Consider the following 20,494-nt stretch of genomic DNA (forward strand, 5'->3'; position numbering starts at 1 on the left):
CATGGTAGACAGCGGAAACTCATACGGCGAACGTGTATCTCGACTAGTTGGTTGGGGTCACTGGTTTGCATTCTTCAATATCGTTGCGTCGATGTTGATAGGCACACGCTACATTGTTCAGTCTCCTTGGCCCGAGACGTTACTTGGTCAGTTTTATCTGGCGGTTTCTTGGGTTGGTCACTTTGGCTTTCTAGTTTTCGCACTTTACTTGCTTGTTCTATTCCCGTTGACGTTTATCCTGCCATCGCGGAAATTGTTCCGTTTGGTGGCAGTGATTTTCGCAACCGTTGGGCAAACCATATTATTAATTGATACCCAAGCGTATCAGTCGATCAATTTGCACTTAACTCCCGTTGTCTGGGAGTTACTATTCAGCGAAGACAAAAGTGCACTCAGCACTGACCTACAACATTTATTTGTTGTGATGCCGCTGATCTTCCTTATTCAACTCGCACTATCCGAATGGGTATGGCGAAAACAGCGCAAACTATCTCATAAGCACGTAGGACGCCCTCTCGCGGCCGTCTTTTTCCTCAGCTTTATGACCAGCCATTTGGTTTACATTTGGGCAGATGCGTATTTTTACAACCCAATTACTAGCCAGCGTTCAAACTTCCCGTTGTCTTACCCGATGACGGCGAAGAGTTTTATGGAAAAACATGGTCTACTTGACCGTGAGGAATACCTAAAACGTTTAGCAGAAAACGAAGGCAACGTAGAGTTAGTCAACTACCCTCTTGAAAAGCTTGAGTTTAACCGCCGAGTTAATAAGCTCAATGTGTTGATGATCAGCATAAACAATTTACGAGCGGATGCGCTTAACCAAGAAGAGATGCCTAACCTCTATGAGTTTGCTGAAAACAATCAGAACTTCCGTAATCATTACAGCTCAAGTAATGATACATACGGGGCCTTTGGTTTGTTCTATGGCTTACCGACCAGTTATGCATCAAGCATCAAGGCGCAAGGTGCGTCCCCAGTATTGCTCGATGTACTGAAAGATCAGGGCTACAACTTTGGTTTATTCAGTGGTAGTGGGTTTGAAGATGATCTCTACTCAGAAATTATTTTCCGCGACTTGAACTTAGCGGAAGACCTAGATGGCACGCAAGCTCATACCGATAAACAATCTATCGCAAACTGGAATACATGGTTAGCAGAGAAAGCAAGTCAGCCATGGTTTAGTTACATCGAAGTCACCACCGTTGATAATTTTGAATCGATTCCTTCAAATAATGACGAAGAAATGCCCGCAAGTGAGCGATTCAAAAAAGCTTATGAATATGCAGTGAAGTCGGCGGATAGAACTATCGCCGGTATTATTGATGAACTAGAAACGACGGGACAACTGACAAACACCATCGTAATCATCACTTCTAATCACGGTAGTGAATTTAACGAAACCAATACGAACAGCTGGGGAGCAAACAGCAACTACAGCCGTTATCAATTACAAGTTCCGATGGTGATCCATTGGCCTGGAATGCTGGCTGGCGAATTTAATCACAGCACAAGTCACTTGGACCTCTCAGTTACACTGTTGCAAGATATGCTCGGCGTATCTTCCAACCCATATGATTACAGTAGTGGTCGCAACCTATTCGATGAAAGCCGTCGTCGCTGGATCTTGGCGGGCGATACTCGCGAGCTTGCCTTAATTACTAGCTCACAAACCACAGTGATCGATAAGTTTGGCAACTACAAGCTGTATGACAAAAACTACAAACGACTTCGAGATGATGCACCGAAGTTGCCAGTTTTGATGCAAGGTTTAACTGAGTTACAGCGTTTTTATTCTAAAAACGATTAATACCTAGCAATCCATATACTATTCAAACTCCCCTTTTTGGGGGAGTTTTTGTTTATTTAAACAACACAAACCACAAATTTGCGCAGTAAACATCCAATCAGTTCAACTAGGGGTTTACAACATTTTCAAAGCCTTATATTATGCGCCTCAACAACGGAGAGATGGCTGAGTGGTTGAAAGCACCGGTCTTGAAAACCGGCATACGTTAATAGCGTATCTAGGGTTCAAATCCCTATCTCTCCGCCACTTTTAGAAAAAGCCCGCTAAGAAATTAGCGGGCTTTTTCGCATCTCCAGACTTAAAAGATTTGTACAAATCACTTATCACTTCTTGAACGCAACTAAGCACTCCGCCACACTCCGAAAGAACCCACAAAAAATTAATGCCCTTTTCGTTCGTTCCAGTGTTGAATCAATTTGATATTTACATCTAGTTGTATCTACTCATCAATAAAGACTTCTTTAGCGGCATTGATAAGCTGCAAATGGATTGGGACGAGGTCAGCATGATTCGTTCGATATCCACCTCCAACGACAGCTGCGACAGGGATACCTCGAGATTTCACTGTTTGCATTAAAAATCTATCACGTTCTAAAATCCCTTGAGTCGACACATCAAAATATCCAAGCTCATCGTCTTGATGTATATCGACACCAGCATCGTAGATAACTAAATCAGGGCGATGAAGATTAAGTGCCATATCGACCACTTCTTTAAACGCCATTAAAAAATCCTCATCACCTGTCCCTCGCACCAAAGGTACATCGAGGTCAGACTGAGGCTTCCTCGCTGGGAAGTTTTTATCACAGTGGAAAGAAAGCGTGATGATATATGGCTCATCGTCACATAAAGTTGCTGTTCCATCCCCATGATGAACATCACTGTCAATGATCAATACTTTATCGACATGCTCAACTTCGAGTGCTTGCCTGGCCGCGATCACTAAGTCATTAAATAAACAAAAACCACTACCAAACTCTTTGTGTGCGTGATGATACCCACCACTCAAATGAATGGCCACTCCGTACTCAAGTGCCTTTTTTGCGGTCAGAGCCGTGCCCGCAGCTGAAGTTAGCGTTCTGGTAATGAGAGACTCACTCCAAGGAAAACCTATTCGGCGCATCTTCGCAGCTGGCATGTTTCCACTAACAAGTAACTCGACGTATTCCTCGTCATGAACACGTTTTACTTCCCCAACAGTTAATGCTTCGGGCTGGAAAAACTGCGTGTGCTCTTTCCAGTTATCTTTCTCCATATGCACCAATACCGATTCATAGAGGTACTGGTATTTCATAATTGGGTAACGATGCCCCTCTGGCAACTCAAGTTGAGAATAAATCGGGTGGTAGATAAGTGGCAGCATGAGAAATTCTTAATAACAATGGTAACGAAATAGTATCAACTTCAAGGGTTGAATAAAACGCAATTTAATTGATAATGATTTTCAATATCAATTAAATTTAATATACATATGAATTCTACTTTCTTTGCTATTCTCGGCGCACTGTTTGGCTCTCTTTGTGCTCTGTCCCTATTTTCATCTCTTGTTGTTGGTGCGTGGTGGTTGGTTGATTTTATTGTGCTTAGCTAACACAATGACTTTCAACTGAAATCAAAAAAACATAGGTGTTTGTATGAGTCAAACCGTCTTTATTACCGGAGCAAATCGCGGCATTGGCCTTAGCTTAACTGAGCTGTACCTGAAGCAAGGCCACCAAGTACATGCTACTAGCCGTTCCTTAGAGAACAGTTCAGAACTACAAACTCTAGCCTCACAATTCAGCAATCTAGTTTTGCACGAACTGGATGTCACGCACTACGAACAAGTCGCTAAGCTTGCCGATAAACTCCCTGCCATCGACTTACTCATCAATAATGCAGGATATTACGGGCCCAAGGGATATGGCTTTGGAAATACTGACGTAGAAGAATGGCGTAAAGTCTTCGAAGTAAACACCATTGCTCCATTAAAACTGGTTGAGTACTGTTACCCTCGCTTACAACAAGGCAAGATGAAAAAGATTGCTTGTATCTCATCAAAAGTCGGCAGTATGACCGAAAATACGTCCGGCGGCGGCTATATTTATCGCTCATCGAAAGCGGCGCTTAACTCGGTTGTGAAAAGCTTAAGTAATGATTTAACACCTGAAGGATTTACCGTTTTAGCGCTTCACCCTGGTTGGGTAAAAACGGCGATGGGCGGGCCAAATGCTTTGATAGATACGCAAACCTCCGCGCTAGGCCTAGCGAACGTGATAGAACTGAGCACACCGCAGCTTTCAGGTCGATTTATTAACTACGATGGTACTGAGTTACCTTGGTAGCAGCATTAAGACACAACCATCACTAAACCAAATACCATCAAAGCCAGGCTTCATAATCGTGACTTGGTTGGCAAACATAATGTTCATCAGTGATCCACCAGCATAATTCGCGCAATCTAACTTGAATTTATCTACATCCAATCCAGACTTAGGAAAAAGTAGAACAAATAAGGAGAAAGCACGATGGCAGCAGATAGGGATTTGGTTAATTTTAGCGAAGAGCACGAACTAAATTACTGCTTGAGAAGTGCTGGTAAACGCCAAACTCAAGCGAATCGAGATACATTAGTTGACTTGGGCAACCAGGTGAAAGAGGTACTGGACAAACGCGTGTTAACTCAAGGTGAAGTAAGAGGCGCGATCCAAAACCACGGTGATCTGTTCGAGTAATCTATTTTCAAGCATGCGCGGTGTTTAATTACACCGCGCTTGTCCTATGCCTGCTTACCTTTGGTTGCACGAGATTTAGTCGCGCCACCATTCTTTGAATAACTGCGCTTTTTACGTTTAAACGCAGGACGTTCCACCTTGGGTAAATGACGTAATGAATCAGGGATAGGGCCTGCTTTTACTTGTGCCATCAAGCTATCAATGCGTTGTTCCAGTGCTTGCATGAACGGCTGATATGCTTGATTTCTCTCTGCCATACCTTGTAACTGGTGCTCCCAATGAGCCGTCATATCAGGGTATGTTGAATCTTCTGGCAAGGCATGAATGAGACCTCTTCCCGCAGGAGAACTGAGAATTGACTTACCTTGACGCGTAAGCAGTTGGCGTTTGAACAGCGTGTCCAAAATACCAGCGCGAGTCGCTTCCGTGCCTAGCCCATCAGTGTCACGAAGGATTTTTTTCAGTTCTTTATCCGCAACATAACGGGCGATCCCGGTCATCGCTTGCAACAGCGATGCCTCGGTAAAATGCTTTGGTGGCTCGGTTTTTCGGTCTTTTATTTCCCCTTCACGACAAGTTAACACGGTGCCTTCGGGTAGCGGTGGCACGGCATCAATACCTTCATCTTCCTTGTCAGTTTTGCCCATTAGCGCTTTCCAACCCGGCGAAACTAACTGACGACCTTTCGCGACAAACGTACCACCAGCGATATCGAAAACCAATTTCGCTTCTGCGTAAACCGCCGCCGGATAGAACTGCATGAGGTACTGGCGCGCAATCAATTGATACACTTTCATCTCATTGCCTGAAAGCGCATTCACATTAGCTTGCTTCGGTGTAGGGATAATCGCATGGTGTGCATCCACTTTTTTATCGTTCCAGGCTTTGGACTTTAATGTTAAGTCTGCTCCCTGAACGGCAACTTGCAACTCTTTTGCGTTATTCGCAATAGCAGTTGTCACCGTCCCTGCTTGTGAGTAGTGTTCCATCGGCAAATAGCGACAATCTGAACGCGGGTAAGTGATCAGCTTGTGCTTTTCATACAATGCCTGACAAGTATCTAGTACTTGTTGCGCACTCATACCATAGCGCTTCGCGGCATCGATCTGTAAAGCAGATAACGAATAAGGTAATGGTGCTGATTGCTTGGTTTGCTTTTGTTCCGACTCTGTCACTTTTGCGGGTTGATTTGCAATACGGTTTGCAACATTTTCTACCAACTTACGGTTTAATACTCGACCTTCTTCGTCCTGCCAAGGCTTGCATGCCTCACTTGGCTTCCAACGAGCACGAATATCAAAAGTACCATTGGCATCTTGATATGGGATCAGAGCATGTAGGGTAAAATAGTCCTTCGGGACAAAGTTTTCGATTTCTTCATCACGACGCACCACTAAGCCAAGAACTGGCGTTTGCACTCGCCCTACCGAGAGAACACCTTGATACCCTGCTTTTTGACCAAGCAAGGTATAAGCACGAGACATGTTCATACCATACAGCCAATCAGCCCGAGAGCGGGCCAATGCAGAAACTGAAAGTGGGATAAACTCGCGATTACTGCGCATAGAACTGAGTGCGCGTTTAACCGCAGGTAAGTTCAAGTCGGAAATCAGCAAACGCTGTGTGGATTCCTTCTTGGTTTTAGATAACTTGCAATAGTCCAGAACTTCATCAACTAACAGCTGACCCTCTCGATCTGGGTCTCCTGCATGAATGACTTCGTTAGCTTCTTTGAGCAATTTACGAATCACTGTTAATTGCTTACTTGCGCTTTTCCTCGGTCTGAGCTGCCATTGCTGCGGAACAATTGGTAAATCTGCCATATTCCACTTTTTATAACGCTCATCGTAAGCGTCAGGTTCGACTTGTTCGAGCAAATGGCCGATACACCAAGTAACGATATCCCCGTTCCCACAGCGGATGAATCCTTGATCTTTCTTTTGAGGGTTTGGCAGTGCAGCGGCAATCGCACGGCCTAAGCTTGGTTTTTCAGCAATAAACAGACGAGACATAACGTTTTGGAAATAAATATAATTAGGGCCACATTAACGAATGTAGCCCTAATAAATCAAGAAAAACTGTATAAATAAACAGTCAGTTTATTTAAGTTTTTAGTTATAGGAATTCAACAAACTGAGAAAGGTCACGCTCAGGAACTTTCATCGGTGTACAACCAGGCGTGCCTAAGTACAAGAAACCAACAATCTCATCGTCACCCTCTAAACCAAATGCTTGATGAACTTCTGGATGGAACATCCACTTACCTGAGCGCCAAAACCCTTGAAAGCCTTGCGCTACAGCTGCCATTTGCATCGCTTGTACAGCGCATCCCGCAGATAAGTGTTGCTCTAGTGCTGGTACTTTCTCATGTTCTGTTACTTTAGCAATCACCGTGATCACCATTGGTGCGCGAAATGGGGCATTCTTTACCTTTTCGACCACCGCTTCATCACTATTTTCAGCTTCTGCCGCTTTTACCAATATATCTGACAGTTTTTTCAAACCATCGCCCTGTGCGATAACGAAACGCCAAGGGGTTAATCCCGCATGGTCAGGCGCACGAAGGCCAGCACGAATGATGTTCTCAAGTGCTTTACCTTCTGGAGCAGGCGCGGATAACTTCGCGATAGATCGGCGATTGAGCAAAAGATCGAGAGCGTCCATGAAAGAATCCTTATTGAATATCGTTGTTATTTTGTTTACGCCACTTTAGCACAATCTGCTCCTGCGAATAACAACCGGTTTTCTGTGGGCTTGATAACGTGCTTCACTTAACATCAATCTGGGTTTAATGTTAATTTATTCGCGAAATGAATAAGTTGAACATAGGCAGGTTGATGAACAAGGACAAACAAAACAGCATTTACGAAAAGATCGTTAATGACGAAGATGCCCGTGCCTGTAAGGCGATTCCTGAATCAGCTTGTCATCAAGTTCCCGGCAACTTTCTTAAAATAATTCTCGCTCAGTTTTTAACGAAAGTCGGCGATGCGTTAATCAATCCTAAAGTCACGTTGCCGTGGATACTACAAAGTCTCGGGGCACCGGTTTACTTAATTGGTTGGCTCGTTCCTATTCGTGAATCAGGTTCCCTTATCCCACAACTTAGCATCGCGCACTACATCCGACGCATTCCAGTAAGAAAATGGGTCTGGGTAATTGGCAGCATCTTGCAGGCTCTTTCCATATTTGCAATCGGAGTGGTCGCATTAACTCTGACAGGAGCAGCTGCGGGTTATGGTGTGATTGCATGCCTTGTGATCTTCAGCCTCTCACGCGGTTTAAATTCCGTCGCATCAAAAGATGTATTGGGCAAAACCATCCCTAAAAACCAACGAGGTCAAGTCAACGGCTGGTCTTCAAGCGCTGCTGGCCTAGTTACGCTGCTTTTCGCTAGCCTTCTGGCACTAGCCTGGTTATGGGACGTAGAGCCGACAGAGCGCTTTTACGGTCTGAGTTTAGGCTTAGCGGGCGTCATATGGCTCATCGCTGCATTCGTCTATGCGCGAATTAATGAGTATGCCGGTGAGGTAGATGGTGGTAGAAATGGCGTCCTTGAGGCATTTAAACAACTCGCGTTACTTAAAACAGACGTGACCTTTCGTCGATTCGTTATCACGCGGACACTATTTTTATGTTCTGCGCTGAGTGCACCGTACTACGTTGTGCTGGCACAGCAATCTCTCGGTGGACAACTCTGGGTGCTAGCTCTCTTTATGTTTGCGAGTGGCTTGGCCTCCTTTGTGTCAGGTCCTTTCTGGGGAAGAATGTCCGATCGCTCTAGCCGCAGTGTGATGGTCATCGGCGCAACGATGAGCGCGCTACTTGGCGTTGTTTTATTTGTTTACGATACGTGGGTCACCGCTAGCCAAAGCTTCCTATTCGTGATTCCTCTGCTCTACTTTTGTGTGTGTATTGCCCACGACGGAATACGAGTCGGACGAAAAACCTACTTAGTTGATATCGCAGAAGGTGACAAGCGGACAAGCTATGTAGCCGTGAGTAACACGGTGGTTGGAATAATGCTGCTTCTAATGAGTTCTCTTGGTGTTATGTCGAACTTTTTGAGCCTTTCAGCAGTGGTGTTAGTGTTCTCTTTTATTACTCTTGCTGGCGTAGTAATGGCCAAACAACTGCCAGATATCAGTGACTAGTTCTATACAAAAAAAGCTGCGCTCAAAGCGCAGCTTTCATGGTAAACACACATTAAAAAGCTAGAGTTTTACCGCCAATTTAACACCTTGACGAATCGCACGCACAGCATCAAGTTCACCCGCATGGTCAGCTCCGCCAATGATATGAATCTTCTCTCCGAGTTCAGACCATTTATCTTCAAATGGACGAACAGACTCTTGCCCCGCACAAATGACGACTTTGTCCGCGTTCAATAATTGTTCTTTTCCATCTACATGAATGTGCAAACCTTGATCATCAATTTTATCGTAAGACACGCCACCGACTAAATGTACGCCCCGTTTTTCAAGGGTACGTTTATGGATCCAACCTGTCGTTTTACCCGGACCTTTACCTACACGACCTTTACGACGCTGAAGTACCCAGACTTCTTTATCGCTGACCGCATCAGGGTAAGGATATAAACCACCCGGCTGAGACATCTCCTTGTCGATTCCCCATTCATGCAACCAGTCATCCAACGTTTGTCCAACTGGCTCTGTGAGCATGGTCGCGACATCTACGCCAATGCCACCAGCACCAACGATAGCCACTTTCTCACCGACTGGCGTTTTGTCTCGAATGAGAGTTTGATAGTCGACGACTTTCTCTGGGTTATCAATTCCATCAATATTGACTTTACGTGGCTCAACACCCGATGCCATCACTATCTCATCGTATTCTGTGAGTAAGTCATAGTTCGCTTCCGTCGATAAGTGCAGATTCACGCCTGTTTCATCAATACGGTTAGCGAAATATCGTATCGTCTCTCGAAACTCTTCCTTACCAGGGATCTGCATCGCAAGACGGAACTGACCACCGATGCGGTCGTTCTTTTCGAACAAATCAACCTTATGGCCACGTTCAGCCAGTGTGGTCGCACAAGCCAAGCCCGCAGGTCCAGCACCAACAACTGCAATGTTTTTCTTTTTAAAGGCTGGTTCAACAACAATTTCGGTTTCATAGCACGCTAGAGGGTTCACTAAGCAACTGGCGCGTTTACCTTTAAACACGTTATCTAGACACGCCTGATTACAACCAATACACGTATTAATAAGCTGCGCTTTTTCCTGTTCGGCTTTAGCAACAAAGTAAGGATCGGCCAAGAATGGGCGCGCCATCGAAACCATGTCGGCATGACCTGAAGATAAAATACGTTCTGCTTCATCTGGCGTATTTATACGGTTGCAAGTGATAATAGGAACCGAAACGTGAGGTTTAACTTTTTCCGTAACCCATGTAAACGCACCGCGTGGTACTTGAGTCGCAATGGTCGGAATTCGAGCCTCATGCCAACCGATACCCGTATTAATAATCGTGACGCCAGCCTCTTCAAGTGCTTTCGCCAATTCGATAACGTCTTCAAAAGTGCTGCCCTGCTCGACAAGATCCAGCATAGAAAGACGGAAGATGATGATGAACTTGTCACCTACCGCCTTGCGTACCGCTTTAACAATTTCTAGCGGAAAACGCATACGTTTTTTATAGCTGCCACCCCATTCGTCGTAACGCATATTAGTACGTTTACATAAGAATTGGTTTATCAAGTAACCTTCCGAGCCCATTAACTCGACGCCATCATAACCAGCAAGCTGTGCTAACTCCGCACTATTAGCAAACGCGTCGATGGTTTTCTTTATCTGGCGGTCGCTCATTTCACTCGGAGCAAACTTTGCAATTGGCGCTTTAATGCCAGATGCACTTTGCGAGAATGGATGCATTGCATAACGCCCAGCATGGAGAATTTGCAACGCAATTTTACCACCGTGCTTGTGCACCGCTTCTGTCACAACTTTATGGGCTTTAGCATGTTTTGGCTTGCTGAATTCAGCACTCAACGGGTGTAAACGACCGCGTAAGTTAGGAGAAAAACCTCCGGTTACAATCAGTCCGACACCGCCTTTCGTGCGTTCTTCATAAAAAGCAGCGAGCTTGTGTAATCCTTCTTTGTGCTCTTCTAAGCCCGTGTGCATTGATCCCATCAGAACTCGGTTTCGTAATTGTGTGAAACCGAGGTCCAGTGGCTTTAATAGGTTTGGGTACATGGCAGACATCACTTAACATCCATTGTTATTATCATGGTCTGACCAGATTAAGCCTGCTCAACCAAAAAATCAAACAAGCGTTTACATTTTTGTAACACCGATCAATCTCGTGTGAAAATATGCCAATTGTTGAGTGGTCGTGATAAGCTAAAAAAATGTTATCTTTTGAGATCTTAGAGATAAGAACCCATACTTTGTTAGACTCGGCGTAACTATCTCGTTATGGAGACAAGATGAAAAAACTCTTCAAATTTATTGGTTTGATATTTAAAGGGATATGGAAAAGTATCACTTTCATCAGACTCGCACTGGCAAACCTAATTTTCTTGCTGATGATTGCCGTTTTCTACTTTGCCTTTACTTATACCGGAGACGGTCAACCTGTCGTCGAAAAAGAATCGGCATTGGTGATGAACCTTTCAGGCCCAATTGTCGAACAAAGACGTTATGTAAACCCAATGGACTCTTTTGCTGGTTCCCTTTTGGGTAATGAGTTACCGAAAGAAAACGTCCTTTTCGATATCGTTGATACTATTCGCTACGCGAAAGACGATCCTAAAGTATCTGGATTAGTGCTAGCACTGCGAGACATGCCAGAAACAAATCTCACGAAACTACGTTACATCGCGAAAGCGTTGAACGAATTTAAAGCGTCAGGCAAACCCGTTTACGCCGTAGGTGATTTCTACAACCAAAGCCAATATTACTTGGCAAGTTACGCCGATAAAGTTTATCTGGCACCTGATGGTGGTGTATTGATTAAAGGTTACAGCGCTTACTCAATGTACTACAAAACGTTACTTGAAAAGCTTGACGTTTCTACTCATGTTTTTCGCGTAGGTACTTATAAATCCGCTATCGAACCGTTTATTCGTGATGACATGTCCGATGCGGCGAAAGAGTCAGCAACACGTTGGGTTACTCAATTATGGAGTGCTTTTGTTGATGACGTAACAACAAACCGAAACATTGATGCGAAAGTGCTTAATCCAACCATGGATGAGCTGATTAACGAGATGAAGTCTGTAAATGGCGATATTGCTCAGCTCGCAGTCAAATTGGGGCTAGTGGATGAACTTGCGACACGCCAAGACATTCGCACTCTATTCGCAAAACAGTTTGGTAGCGACGGCAAAGACAGCTACAACGCGATTGGTTACTACGACTACCTTGCAACGATTCGTCCCGATTACACACTACCTCAGCACGACATCGCCGTTGTTCTAGCCAGTGGCGCGATTATGGACGGTCAACAACCTCGCGGAACTGTTGGTGGTGACACAGTCGCAAGCTTGCTGCGTCAAGCACGCAATGATGAAAAAGTGAAAGCGGTCGTATTACGAGTAGATAGTCCAGGAGGCAGTGCCTTTGCTTCTGAAGTGATTCGTAACGAAGTAGAAGCTCTGAAGCAAGCAGGTAAGCCGGTTGTTGTATCCATGTCGAGTTTGGCTGCTTCTGGTGGTTATTGGATTTCAATGAGCGCAGACAAAATCGTTGCTCAGCCAACAACCCTGACGGGCTCCATTGGTATATTTAGTGTCATCACCACGTTTGAAAAAGGCTTTAGCAAGTTAGGTATTAACACTGATGGCGTTGGCACATCGCCGTTCTCAGGTGACGGTATTACCACTGGCCTTTCTGAGGGCGCGTCTCAAGTGTTCCAATTAGGTATCGAACACGGTTACAAGCGCTTTATTTCTCTAGTTGGCGAGAATCGCGATATGTCTCTAGAGGAAGTTGACAAAGTTGCTCAAGGTCGAGTTTGGACTGGCCAAGATGCACTATCCTTTGGTCTTGTCGATCAAATGGGTGACTTTGATGATGCTGTAGAGCTAGCGGCGAAACTAGCGAACGTGACCGATTATGGCATTTACTGGGTAGAAGAGCCTCTTTCACCTACTGAACTATTTCTACAAGAGTTTATGAAACAGGTGAAAGTCTCTCTAGGTATTGATGCAACAAGCTTGCTACCAAAAAGTCTTCAACCCCTAGCTCAACAATTCGAACAAGACGCAAGCTTGCTCCAAAGCTTCAACGATCCTAAAGGTCAATACGCATTTTGTTTGAACTGCCAAGTGCAGTAGTTTTTCCATCAATATTACAAAGGGCACTTCTACTTGAAGTGCCCTTTTTATTAGGCTTTGCATCTCCTCAGATGACTTTCTGATGCTGTGCGTATAGCCTCGCATCTCAAGGTTATTTAGGTATATAATCCCCGCCTCTGTTCCCCTACACGAAAGAAAAAACGATGACTAGAAAACACATCTACATCGCTTACACCGGTGGTACCATCGGAATGCAAAAATCCGACCACGGCTATGTGCCTGTTGCTGGCTTTATGGAAAAGCAATTAGCAAGCATGCCAGAATTCCATCGTCCTGAAATGCCGGATTACACCATCCACGAATACGACCCTCTGATTGACTCATCAGATATGACACCTGCTGACTGGCAGCAGATTGCGAATGATATTCGTGACAACTATGACAAATACGATGGTTTCGTTATCCTACATGGTACTGACACCATGGCGTACACAGCGTCCGCATTGTCTTTCATGCTTGAAAACCTTGGTAAGCCAGTGATTGTAACGGGTTCACAAATCCCTCTCGCAGAGCTGCGTTCTGACGGCCAAGCAAACCTATTAAACGCGCTACATATTGCGGCAAACTACCCGATCAACGAAGTAACTTTGTTCTTCAATAATCAATTGATGCGTGGTAACCGCAGCACAAAATCTCATGCAGACGGTTTTAATGCCTTTACTTCACCAAACCTTCCTCCACTATTGGAAGCTGGGATCAATATTCAAGTTAGCAACAGCGTAACCGTTGGTGCACAACCAGAAGGTGAGTTTAAGGTTCACAACATCACGCCACAACCAATCGGTGTGATCACCATGTACCCTGGTATTTCACACGAAGTTATCCGCAACACGCTTCGTCAGCCCGTGAATGCGATGATTCTTCTGACTTTTGGTGTCGGTAATGCTCCTCAGAACCCTGAGCTGCTTGGTCACCTGAAAGAAGCCTCTGAGCGCGGCGTTATTGTCGTAAACCTAACTCAGTGTTTGGCAGGTAAAGTGAATATGGGCGGATATGCCACAGGTTGTGCGCTCGCAGACTCTGGTGTTATCAGTGGCTTTGACATGACGCCCGAAGCGGCGCTGGCAAAACTACACTACCTTCTAAGCCAAAACCTTTCTTACGAAGAAGTAAAAGAGAGAATGCAACAAGTACTGCGTGGTGAAATGAGCCTGTAAGTTCAAGCTTTCTACGATCTAAAAAGCCCAATACAATTTGGGCTTTTTTCTTTCAAAATCAAAATAATAAAATTTTGAGAAATAAGGCGTAAGGATTAATCAATGTTCGGATTGACACGAACAATATCGCTCTCTTCTCCGCTGAATTGTTTTTTAAGCTCTTGTTTTGATTTAAAACTGATTTCACCACCGGCTGCAACCGTCATATGCTGCGCATCAGTATTATGTTTTGATTGATACAACATCACAGCTTGCATACACGAATCTCGCTGCTCTTTAGAAAGTGTTGTACCCTCAGGCCATCTTCCCGTTTCTACTGCATACACTAAGCGATCATAAACTTCTGGAGTCATCGCTTGTAATAGTTGTTCTGCGTCCATAGTGTACCTTCTTATTACATTCTATTTACAGAACATAACGGGTTAAGAAACTGAGTCAAGAATACGAAAATGAATTGGTGTAACGGATCACAAGCAAAGCCATGAAAAGAACAAACTGGTTACTTCTCAGCCTCGCATGTTTTGCGCTATCGGGCTGTTTTGAAGGTAACGTGACAACCGAAGAGTTGTGCCAAAAAACACCAGAGCTGCGTTGCGAGCAGCTCAATATGGATGACGGCCAATGTCGAATTCCAAGAACAAATTTGGTTTGGCATCGGTTTGAGCAATTGAAAAACCCATCAGAGGCCAACCAAATCATCGAATACGGTCTGGTCGCTGAATATAGGAAATGCTTAGAACTCGCCTCCCAGATCACCCCTATTGATCAAAGTGCTCTCAAAAGACAACGCTTTAATGCATTGGTACACAGTATTGATGAGCTAGAGCGCATTGTAAACGAGTTAAAAGGCTCAGAAGACCCGGCTACTTTGTATTTCTTATGGTCTCAAACGGGAGATACTCAAGCTCGGCGCGCATTTTTACAAATGGAAGGGTCTCCCCAATTAAATAATGCTGAGATGCAATATGCATTAGCCACTTTTTATACCAACCGAGATACCAAGAAAACCCTGGAGCTTCTTAATAACGCGTTGTCTTTATCTGATGAAGACAACATCAATCCGGTCATTCTCAAGTCAATGGCAAGTATTCATCAAGGGCTTGGAGACAAAGAGCAAGCGTATCTATGGGCAATGGTCGCGAAGAGATTCGACGTACCGCTTGCTGATGAAAAGCAGCTCCAACGTATGTTCAATTTCAGTCATCCAGAGCGATATAAGCAGTTGGATGAATTAGCCGAATCGGTGGCGAAAGCCATAGAGAAAGGTATCTATTCCCCAGCAATGATACCCAGTGAGATATAAACGAAAAACTCCCGCAATGAGCGGGAGTTTTTATTTAAGTCGAGCGACACTCAGATCACCGTTGAGCATGAATCATCCTGAAAGGATAAAACAATCTCGAGCACAATTTTGTCGTTATTATTCTGATTTGTTGAAAATTAACGACACAGAATTAACACAAAAACGCTCTCCTGTGGTCTGTGGGCCATCTTCAAAAACGTGCCCTAGATGGCTATCACACGTTGCACAACGAATCTCTGTACGTACCATTCCGTGACTTAGATCTTCTAAATAGCGCACCGCTTGATCGTTGATAGGCGCATCAAAACTTGGCCATCCGCAGCCAGAGTCATACTTGTTATCAGAGACAAAGAGAGGGGCATTACAACAAGTACAAGCATAAACACCAGTTTCCTTATTATGCAGTAGCTTACCGCTGAAAGGAGGTTCTGTACCTTGCTCTCGGCAAACACGGAACTCTTCATCAGACAGTTGCTCACGCCACTGTTCATCTGACTTCGTCACTTTTTTCCCGCTTTGTTCCACGACTTTCGGCTCCTTATTTACTGTTCTTGGTATTGACTTTTTTAGCAAAAAACTTGCTTCTCTTAACAGTTGTAGCACATACTTTCTCACCAGGACACCATGCGTAATTAATTTGATAAGAGCACTTATCTCACCAGTTATATTACGCCAACTGGGCTACAGAAGAATCAGTTAAAAGTTTAAAAAACGTACATTTGCAAAGAATTGTTAAAAAAAGCGTCGCTTTTTTTTGACTTTAAACAAGTTAAGTCCGATTATCACTTGCAGATGTTTACTGGATTCTGTAATTTTACTACCAGTTATCTTTAATCAGAAATTAAGTTGTGGAGCAACTATAATGACTATCAAAGTAGGTATTAACGGTTTTGGCCGTATCGGTCGTTTCGTATTCCGTGCAGCGCAAGAGCGCAACGACATCGAAGTAGTAGGTATTAACGACCTTATCGATGTAGATTACATGGCATACATGCTTAAGTATGACTCAACTCACGGCCGTTTCAACGGTACTGTTGAAGTTGAAGGCGGTAACCTAATCGTTAACGGTAAAACTGTACGTGTTACTGCAGAGCGCAACCCTGAAGACCTAAAATGGGACGAAATCGGTGTTGACGTTGTAGCTGAAGCAACTGGTCTTTTCCTAACTGACGAGACTGCACGTAAGCACATCACTGCTGGCGCGAAAAAAGTTGTACTAACTGGTCCTTCTAAAGACGCTACTCCAATGTTCGTTAACGGCGTAAACTTCGACACTTACGCTGGTCAAGACATCGTTTCTAACGCTTCTTGTACTACTAACTGTCTAGCGCCTATCGCTAAAGTTCTTAACGACAAGTTCGGTATCGAATCTGGTCTTATGACTACAGTTCACGCAACTACAGCAACTCAAAAAACTGTAGATGGTCCTTCTGCTAAAGACTGGCGCGGTGGTCGTGGTGCTTCTCAAAACATCATCCCATCTTCAACTGGTGCTGCTAAAGCTGTAGGCGTTGTACTTCCAGAAGTAAACGGCAAACTAACTGGTATGGCTTTCCGCGTACCAACTGCTAACGTTTCTGTAGTTGACCTAACTGTTAACCTAGTTAACGGTGCTTCTTACGAAGACATCTGTAAAGCGATGAAAGAAGCTTCTGAAGGCGAACTAAAAGGCGTTCTAGGCTACACTGAAGATGCAGTTGTATCTCAAGACTTCATCGGCGAAGTTTGCACTTCAGTATTCGATGCTAAAGCTGGTATCGCGCTAACTGACAAATTCGTTAAAGTTGTATCTTGGTACGACAACGAAATCGGTTACTCAAACAAAGTTCTAGACCTAATCGCTCACATCTCTAAGTAATTAGAAAGTTAGCAATTAGCGAATAACTTCGTTAAAGAAAAGGCGGCTCTAGAGTCGCCTTTTTTGTATCTGGAATTTGAGAGAATGCAGGCTCGATGTTGCATTTAATGTGCGAAGCGCGTCTAAAAGCTCTCCCCCAGCGATAGGAAACTACACATGGATTTAAAAACTCTCCCAGCCCTAACGGTGCTATCTGATAACGTCACTATCGTTGAAGTTGATCAGATAAAAATCGTCCGCGTGATTCATGACAAAGCAACGGCAGGCATCTCGCTACACGGTGGTCATGTCGTGTCGTTCACGCCTAAAGGTCAAGAAGATCTGATCTGGATGAGCGAAAAAGCTGTCTTCGATGGTAAAGCTGCTCTTCGCGGTGGTATTCCGGTTTGTTGGCCTTGGTTTGGGCGTATCGCTGCTCCAGCTCACGGCTTTGCCCGCACCGCAGAATGGGAGTTGGTTGAACATCGTGAGAACCATAACGGTGTGATTGTTGAACTTGCTCTGTTCCCGACAGAAGAAATCCACGATATTTGGCCCCATATGTTTGACGCTCGTTTGGTGATTGAAGTGGGCGATGAGCTAAAAGTGACGCTCAAAGTCATGAACATTGATGACGAGGCTTGGACCTTCTCTGGCGCATTACATACTTACCTAAACGTTGGAGACATTAAGCAAGCACAAACGACAGGCATGGGTGCCGAGTACATTGATAGCTTGAAAGCTGATGCGGTATGCCAAGGTGGTAATGTTCTACAACTAACTGACACGATTGATCGCGTTTACACGCAACCAGAAGCGAAAATTTTGGTAAAAGACCCGGTATTGGATCGTACGCTAAGCGTACACAACCAAGGCCACAACTCAGCAGTATTATGGAACCCTTGGGCAGAAGGTGCGCAAAGCATGGGTGACATGGCTGACGATGGTTATCAAACCATGTTGTGTGTAGAGTCTGCTGTTCATGCACCAAGTATTGAGCAAGGTCAAACGCTCCAACCAGGTGAGACACATGAACTTGTCACTGTCATTTCAGCGCAGTAAGAATCACCATATAAAGGCCGGGGATACCCGGCTTTTTTTTGTAATAAAAGCTCTGCTTAGATGGTCCTATCTTTACTAACTTATTGGTTACTGGTCACTTTTGACGGTTTCATTAATAAATATCAAAAAAATTGATCATATAAACCGATAGCATACCGATACAAAACTCATAAATAATAAAAATATCAGGAATTAGTCTATGTTAGAGAGATACCGAAATCAAAGTGTCGGATTCCAGTTGAAACTGGTGATCACTTTGTGTCTATTCATTGCTTTCAGCAGTATTGCAGCGCTTGTTTACCGCAACGCTTCCGATGTTCTATTGGAAAGCACACTGAAAGAACACCAATCTAAAGTAGAATCAATGGCAAAAACCATTGCTGGCCAATTCGATGCTTACCTGCACACCGCTAAAGTCCTCGAATCTACTTTTCGCAATGGCTACCTTGCCGGTGTCTATGTCGAAAATTACACGGTTGACTTCATGGGACATGAAGTACCAAACATCACTCAATACAGTGAAAGCTTAATTAATGACACCAAGTTGGTCGACAGTTTCACACGTGATACCGGCGCTATAGCAACGCTATTCGCACCATTGGGTGACGACTTTATTCGGGTGTCCACCTCCCTAAAAGATCCACAAGGTCAACGAGCGGTCGGAACCACGCTAGGCATCAACCATCCTGGTTATCAGCAACTTAAAGCAGGACAACCGTATTACGCTCAAATTAAATTGTATGGCGAGCGCTACATTACCTACTATGCCCCAATCAAAGATGCGACAGGAAAGGTAGCAGGCCTATCGTTTATTGGCTTACCAGTAGACCAAGCGACACAAGCCTTGTTCGATGCACTCGAAGAGATAAAATGGGGCGACACTGGTTACACCATTATCGTTGATAACGACGACAACAATCTTGGTAAATACCTACTTCATCCAGCAAAAAGCGGCTCAGATTCGTCAATACTAGAAGTCGCCGACTACAATGGTCACAAGCCTTTTGGTCAGATTTTCGAACAATCTAGTGGATTAATTCGCTACCCTTTCGAGTACCAAGGTAACGTAGGCGAAAAGTATCTTGTCTACACAGAGGTTCCAGGTTGGAATTGGAAACTGCTAGGCGGTACGTTTATCAAAGAAGTTACAAAAGGTAGCGACACGCTTCTCACACTCATTGCCATCATTTCTTCGGTAGCGGCAATCATTACTTTTGTTGTACTGACACTTTTCTTGAATCGCAGCTTACAACCTCTCACGACTCTAAACTCATACATGACTCGCTTAGCGGGCGGCGAAGTCAGCTTGAACATTCCAGCGTCTCGTAAAGCATCAAAGAATGAAATTACGAACCTGAGCTCGGGTGTCGCCAGTATGGCAAGTCAGCTCAATGAACTTGTTGGTAAGATCCGTTCAACAAGCGACTTAGTGGAGAGCAACTCCACCAGCGTTGCCAACGATGCACATAGCAATTTGACCCAAGCCGACCGACAACAACAAGAAGTCGAGCAAGTTGTGACAGCGATTGAAGAAATGGCCTCTTCCGCTCAATCTGTCGCACAACAAGTCGAAAGCATTGCGGAAAACGTACGCTCAGCAAATACTGATAGTCAGTCTGGTCTCGCGATTGTTGAAGGCGTATGTATCGACGTTGCTCAACTTAACGATCAATTGGATCAATCAGCAACGGCTATCGAGCAAGTAAATCGCGATAGCGAGAGTATTCAAACCGTCACTAAAATGATTGATGAAATTGCTGAGCAAACCAATTTACTTGCCTTGAATGCCGCCATTGAAGCAGCACGAGCAGGTGAGCAAGGCCGTGGCTTCGCTGTTGTAGCAGATGAAGTGCGCACACTTGCGCACCGAACCCAAAGCTCAGTTCAAGATGTCGTGGAAATTATCGAGAAACTAAAAGGGTCGACTCATAATGCAGTTAATATGATGACAGACAGCCAACGCAGTGCAAACCAGGTCTTGGACAAAGCACAAGACGCGGGCACAGCATTAGAAGCCATCGCAGTACAAGTGCAGTCGATAGCCTCTCAAGCCGACGCCATTGCAGCGACTTCAGAAGAACAAGCTCAAGTTTCACAAGAAATTGCAGCAAATGCCCACTCTATCAGTGAACTTAACCGAGAAAGCCGCAACACGAGCGCAAAAACCTCGCAAAGTGCCATTGAACTTCAACAACAAGCACGAAACTTGAAAGAGCAAGTCGACTTCTTCCACTAATACTTAATAAGAGCCGACCCAGTCGGCTCTTTTTGTTTCACTTGAGACCATG

16 protein-coding genes and 1 tRNA gene are annotated in these 20,494 nt (G+C 44.5%); 11 read left to right on the forward strand and 6 right to left on the reverse strand.

The genetic code is table 11. From position 1 onward, the window contains the following. The first annotated feature begins 1 nt into the window (after window position 1). Both N646_RS05985 and N646_RS05990 read left to right on the forward strand, forming a co-directional pair. Window positions 2–1,810: a DUF3413 domain-containing protein gene (locus N646_RS05985; RefSeq protein ID WP_005380721.1), complete on the forward strand. Its 1,809-nt coding sequence runs from the start codon at window positions 2–4 to the stop codon at window positions 1,808–1,810. 155 nt (window positions 1,811–1,965) lie between these two features. Next, window positions 1,966–2,056, forward strand: a tRNA-Ser gene (locus N646_RS05990). Window positions 2,057–2,249: 193 nt separating this feature from the next. On the opposite strand, the gene N646_RS05995 is transcribed toward N646_RS05990, so the two are convergent. After that, window positions 2,250–3,173, reverse strand: a complete 924-nt coding sequence (locus N646_RS05995) for a histone deacetylase family protein (RefSeq protein ID WP_017821145.1) — start codon at window positions 3,171–3,173, stop codon at window positions 2,250–2,252. A 271-nt stretch (window positions 3,174–3,444) separates the two neighbouring features. On the opposite strand from N646_RS05995, the gene N646_RS06000 reads away from it, so the two are divergent. Further along, window positions 3,445–4,134 carry an SDR family oxidoreductase gene (locus N646_RS06000; RefSeq protein WP_017821144.1) on the forward strand — a complete coding sequence of 230 codons (690 nt, stop codon included), beginning with the start codon at window positions 3,445–3,447 and terminating at the stop codon, window positions 4,132–4,134. Between the two features lie 183 nt (window positions 4,135–4,317). Next, complete coding sequence (locus tag N646_RS06005; protein ID WP_005380717.1) at window positions 4,318–4,524, forward strand: hypothetical protein; 207 nt, start codon at window positions 4,318–4,320, stop codon at window positions 4,522–4,524. Between the two features lie 44 nt (window positions 4,525–4,568). On the opposite strand, the gene N646_RS06010 is transcribed toward N646_RS06005, so the two are convergent. Both N646_RS06010 and N646_RS06015 read right to left on the reverse strand, forming a co-directional pair. Continuing rightward, window positions 4,569–6,536, reverse strand: a complete 1,968-nt coding sequence (locus N646_RS06010; protein WP_017821143.1) for a DNA topoisomerase III — start codon at window positions 6,534–6,536, stop codon at window positions 4,569–4,571. A gap of 103 nt (window positions 6,537–6,639) precedes the next feature. Then, window positions 6,640–7,188: an NAD(P)H nitroreductase gene (locus N646_RS06015; RefSeq protein ID WP_005380711.1), complete on the reverse strand. Its 549-nt coding sequence runs from the start codon at window positions 7,186–7,188 to the stop codon at window positions 6,640–6,642. 173 nt (window positions 7,189–7,361) lie between these two features. On the opposite strand from N646_RS06015, the gene N646_RS06020 reads away from it, so the two are divergent. Then, window positions 7,362–8,678, forward strand: a complete 1,317-nt coding sequence (locus N646_RS06020; RefSeq protein ID WP_017821142.1) for an MFS transporter — start codon at window positions 7,362–7,364, stop codon at window positions 8,676–8,678. A gap of 60 nt (window positions 8,679–8,738) precedes the next feature. Here N646_RS06020 and N646_RS06025 read toward each other — a convergent pair whose 3' ends face one another. Continuing rightward, entirely contained in the window at window positions 8,739–10,751 is a 2,013-nt protein-coding gene (locus N646_RS06025; RefSeq protein ID WP_017821141.1) for an NADPH-dependent 2,4-dienoyl-CoA reductase, read from the reverse strand. 224 nt (window positions 10,752–10,975) lie between these two features. Between N646_RS06025 and sppA the strand changes: the two genes are divergently transcribed. Together sppA and ansA are read left to right on the forward strand one after the other, a co-directional pair. Then, window positions 10,976–12,826 (forward strand): signal peptide peptidase SppA, encoded by a 1,851-nt coding sequence (gene sppA / locus N646_RS06030; RefSeq protein WP_017821140.1) that lies wholly within the window; start codon window positions 10,976–10,978, stop codon window positions 12,824–12,826. A gap of 164 nt (window positions 12,827–12,990) precedes the next feature. Continuing rightward, on the forward strand, window positions 12,991–14,004 hold the full coding sequence (gene ansA, locus N646_RS06035; protein ID WP_017635822.1) for an asparaginase: 1,014 nt from the start codon (window positions 12,991–12,993) through the stop codon (window positions 14,002–14,004). Window positions 14,005–14,099: 95 nt separating this feature from the next. Here ansA and N646_RS06040 read toward each other — a convergent pair whose 3' ends face one another. Then, entirely contained in the window at window positions 14,100–14,384 is a 285-nt protein-coding gene (locus tag N646_RS06040) for a YeaC family protein (RefSeq protein WP_005380700.1), read from the reverse strand. Window positions 14,385–14,485: 101 nt separating this feature from the next. Here N646_RS06040 and N646_RS06045 point away from each other — a divergent pair, with 101 nt between their 5' ends. Further along, window positions 14,486–15,307: a DUF2989 domain-containing protein gene (locus N646_RS06045; RefSeq protein WP_017821139.1), complete on the forward strand. Its 822-nt coding sequence runs from the start codon at window positions 14,486–14,488 to the stop codon at window positions 15,305–15,307. 117 nt (window positions 15,308–15,424) lie between these two features. Here the strand turns inward: N646_RS06045 and msrB are convergent, their stop codons facing one another. After that, window positions 15,425–15,832, reverse strand: a complete 408-nt coding sequence (gene msrB, locus N646_RS06050) for a peptide-methionine (R)-S-oxide reductase MsrB (RefSeq protein ID WP_005380698.1) — start codon at window positions 15,830–15,832, stop codon at window positions 15,425–15,427. Between the two features lie 337 nt (window positions 15,833–16,169). On the opposite strand from msrB, the gene gap reads away from it, so the two are divergent. The 3 genes from gap to N646_RS06065 all read left to right on the forward strand — a co-directional run bounded on the left by gap (window position 16,170) and on the right by N646_RS06065 (window position 20,442). Then, window positions 16,170–17,165 (forward strand): type I glyceraldehyde-3-phosphate dehydrogenase, encoded by a 996-nt coding sequence (gap, locus tag N646_RS06055; protein WP_005380697.1) that lies wholly within the window; start codon window positions 16,170–16,172, stop codon window positions 17,163–17,165. Window positions 17,166–17,321: 156 nt separating this feature from the next. After that, complete coding sequence (locus tag N646_RS06060; RefSeq protein ID WP_017820788.1) at window positions 17,322–18,206, forward strand: D-hexose-6-phosphate mutarotase; 885 nt, start codon at window positions 17,322–17,324, stop codon at window positions 18,204–18,206. Between the two features lie 199 nt (window positions 18,207–18,405). Next, the gene (locus tag N646_RS06065) at window positions 18,406–20,442 is read left to right on the forward strand and encodes a methyl-accepting chemotaxis protein (protein ID WP_017820789.1); all 2,037 of its coding nucleotides are present in this window, start codon (window positions 18,406–18,408) and stop codon (window positions 20,440–20,442) included. The last annotated feature ends 52 nt before the right edge of the window (window positions 20,443–20,494 follow it).

The sequence above is a fragment of the Vibrio alginolyticus NBRC 15630 = ATCC 17749 genome (assembly GCF_000354175.2).
Taxonomy (GTDB): Bacteria; Pseudomonadota; Gammaproteobacteria; order Enterobacterales; family Vibrionaceae; genus Vibrio; species Vibrio alginolyticus.

Bases quoted from the DNA above. Each gene is read 5' to 3' on its own strand.
- sppA (WP_017821140.1), top strand. From the start codon at position 10,976: ATGAAAAAACTCTTCAAATTTATTGGTTTGATATTTAAAGGGATATGG.
- N646_RS05985 (WP_005380721.1), top strand. From the start codon at position 2: ATGGTAGACAGCGGAAACTCATACGGCGAACGTGTATCTCGACTAGTT.
- N646_RS06020 (WP_017821142.1), top strand. From the start codon at position 7,362: ATGAACAAGGACAAACAAAACAGCATTTACGAAAAGATCGTTAATGAC.
- N646_RS06040 (WP_005380700.1), bottom strand. From the start codon at position 14,384: ATGGACGCAGAACAACTATTACAAGCGATGACTCCAGAAGTTTATGAT.
- ansA (WP_017635822.1), top strand. From the start codon at position 12,991: ATGACTAGAAAACACATCTACATCGCTTACACCGGTGGTACCATCGGA.
- N646_RS06045 (WP_017821139.1), top strand. From the start codon at position 14,486: ATGAAAAGAACAAACTGGTTACTTCTCAGCCTCGCATGTTTTGCGCTA.
- N646_RS06025 (WP_017821141.1), bottom strand. From the start codon at position 10,751: ATGTCTGCCATGTACCCAAACCTATTAAAGCCACTGGACCTCGGTTTC.
- gap (WP_005380697.1), top strand. From the start codon at position 16,170: ATGACTATCAAAGTAGGTATTAACGGTTTTGGCCGTATCGGTCGTTTC.
- N646_RS05995 (WP_017821145.1), bottom strand. From the start codon at position 3,173: ATGCTGCCACTTATCTACCACCCGATTTATTCTCAACTTGAGTTGCCA.
- N646_RS06010 (WP_017821143.1), bottom strand. From the start codon at position 6,536: ATGTCTCGTCTGTTTATTGCTGAAAAACCAAGCTTAGGCCGTGCGATT.
- N646_RS06065 (WP_017820789.1), top strand. From the start codon at position 18,406: ATGTTAGAGAGATACCGAAATCAAAGTGTCGGATTCCAGTTGAAACTG.
- N646_RS06000 (WP_017821144.1), top strand. From the start codon at position 3,445: ATGAGTCAAACCGTCTTTATTACCGGAGCAAATCGCGGCATTGGCCTT.
- N646_RS06015 (WP_005380711.1), bottom strand. From the start codon at position 7,188: ATGGACGCTCTCGATCTTTTGCTCAATCGCCGATCTATCGCGAAGTTA.
- N646_RS06060 (WP_017820788.1), top strand. From the start codon at position 17,322: ATGGATTTAAAAACTCTCCCAGCCCTAACGGTGCTATCTGATAACGTC.
- N646_RS06005 (WP_005380717.1), top strand. From the start codon at position 4,318: ATGGCAGCAGATAGGGATTTGGTTAATTTTAGCGAAGAGCACGAACTA.